Source organism: Streptomyces sp. FH025 (genome assembly GCF_017427025.1).
Classification (GTDB): Bacteria; Actinomycetota; Actinomycetes; order Streptomycetales; family Streptomycetaceae; genus Kitasatospora.
In genome coordinates, this window is the sequence record NZ_JAFLNG010000990.1 from 1 (window position 1) to 2,132 (window position 2,132).

Here is a 2,132-nt window from a genome sequence, read left to right on the forward strand (position 1 = left end):
ATCGGCGGCATCTCCCTCTCCGGCCCGCTGATCAGCGCCACCGCCGCCCCCGCGCTGGCGATCGCCTTCTGGCGCAACGTCATGTCGGTCGGCGCCCTCGGCCCGTACGCGCTGCTGCGCCACCGCGCCGAGCTGCGCGGCATCGGGCGGCGGGCGCTGCTGCTCGCGATCGCCGCCGGGGCGCTGCTCGCCGTGCACTTCGCGCTCTGGATGCCCAGCCTGCGGATGACCTCGGTGGCCTCGGCCACCGCCCTGGTCACCACCACCCCGCTGTGGACGATCCTGCTGATGCGGCTGTTCGGTGTCCGGGCGCCGCGGCTGGTCTGGCTCGGCACCTTCGTCGCCTTCGCCGGCGTGCTGGTGCTGACCGGCGTGGACCTCTCGATGTCCCCGCGTGCCCTGCTCGGCGACGCGCTGGCCCTCGCCGCAGGCCTCGCCGCGGCCGGGTACATGCTGCTCGGCGCCGAGGTCCGCCGGACCGTCAGCACCACCGCGTACACCCTGGTCTGCTACGCCACCACGGGGCTGGTCCTGCTGGTGATCTGCCTGGCCGCCGGGACGCCGCTGTCCGGCTGGTCGGCCGGGGCCTGGTGGCAGATCGTGCTGCTCATGGTCTCCGCCCAACTGCTCGGCCACTCGCTGAGCAACCGGGTGGTGCGCAGCCTCGGCCCGTCGATCACCTCCACCGCGATCCTGCTGGAGACCCCGGGCGCGGCCCTGATCGCCGCCCTCTGGCTCGGCCAGTGGCCGCCGGCGGCCGCCTACCCGGCGGTGGTGCTGATCCTGCTCGGCCTGGTGCTGGTCGCCCGCGGCGGACGGCGCTGAACCCGGCGGTCACGGCCGGGTGTCGAGCCCGGCGGCTACAGCCAGCCGTTGCGGCGGAAGCCCCGGTGCATTCCGACGCAGATCAGCACGATCGCGCTCAGCACCAGCGGGTACCCGTACTTGTGGTGCAGCTCGGGCATGTACTCGAAGTTCATGCCGTACACGCCGGTGATCATGGTGGGTACGGCGAAGATCGCCGCCCAGGCGGTGATCTTGCGCATGTCCTCGTTCTGCGCCACCGACACCTGCGCCAGGTTCGCCTGGAGCAGCGAGTTCAGCAGCTCGTCGAAGCCGTGCACCTGCTCGGTGACCCGGGCCAGGTGGTCGGCGACGTCCCGGAAGTACTTCTGGATGTCCGGGTGCACCAGGCGCTGCGCCGGCTCGGACAGCTGCTGCATCGGGCGCAGCAGCGGCACCACCGCGCGCTTGAACTCCAGTACCTCGCGCTTGAGTTGGTACACCCGGCCGACATCGGCGCTGCGGCCGCCCTTGGCCGAGAAGACGCCGTACTCGATCTCGTCCACGTCGGTCTGCAACCGCTCGGCGACCAGCAGGTAGTTGTCCACCACGTGGTCGGCGATCGCGTGCAGCACCGCCGAGGGGCCCTTGGCCAGCAGCCCCGACTCGTCGGCGTCGGCCTCCAGTCGGTGCCGCAGCTCCTGCAGCGAGCCGTGGCCGCCGTGCCGCACGGTGATCACGAAGTCCCGCCCGGCGAAGACCATCAGCTCGCCGGTCTCCACCACCTCGCTGGTGGGCGTCAGTTGGTCGTGCTCGACGTAGCGGATGGTCTTGAAGACGGCGAAGAGGACGTCGTCGTAGCGCTCCACCTTGGGCCGCTGGTGCGCGTGCACCGCGTCCTCCACCGCCAGCGGGTGCAGGCCGAAGCGCTGGGCGATCCCCCCGAACTCGGCCTCGGTCGGCTCGTGCAGCCCGATCCAGCTGAACGACCCGGCGCCGTCCGCCAGTTGGTGCGCCGCCTTGACCCGCCGGGCGGCCTCGCGGGGGCTGCAGCTCTCGCCGCTGCGCTTGCCGTGCTGGTAGACCGCGCAGTCCACGACCGCCGAGCCGCTGCCCGCCGGCACGGCGTCGTACGGGCCGACGGCGCCCCGGCGGCGGTTGGTGCGGACGGCGGCGCGCAGGCTGTTGATCATCGACATGACAGGCTCCCTGGGGCAGGAACCGTCGCACGGCGGCGGGAAGGGCGAAGGCGGGGCCGTGGTGCGGCGGCGAGGAACACCGGTGAAGGGGGATGAAGGTGCTCTCCCGGCCGGTCCGTCCGACGTCCGCCGTCGATCCGCGCGCCCGGG

General features: G+C 72.6%; 2 protein-coding genes. One reads left to right on the forward strand and one right to left on the reverse strand.

What is annotated here, in order from left to right; genetic code table 11:
* Positions 1–825 (forward strand): DMT family transporter (locus tag J0670_RS36500; RefSeq protein ID WP_207817059.1); only part of this gene is annotated, 825 nt, incomplete at its 5' end.
* 35 nt (positions 826–860) lie between these two features.
* Here J0670_RS36500 and J0670_RS36505 read toward each other — a convergent pair.
* Positions 861–1,982: a magnesium and cobalt transport protein CorA gene (locus J0670_RS36505; RefSeq protein WP_207817065.1), complete on the reverse strand. Its 1,122-nt coding sequence runs from the start codon at positions 1,980–1,982 to the stop codon at positions 861–863.
* Between the last annotated feature and the right edge of the window lie 150 nt (positions 1,983–2,132).

Bases quoted from the DNA above. Each gene is read 5' to 3' on its own strand.
- J0670_RS36505 (WP_207817065.1), bottom strand. From the start codon at position 1,982: ATGTCGATGATCAACAGCCTGCGCGCCGCCGTCCGCACCAACCGCCGC.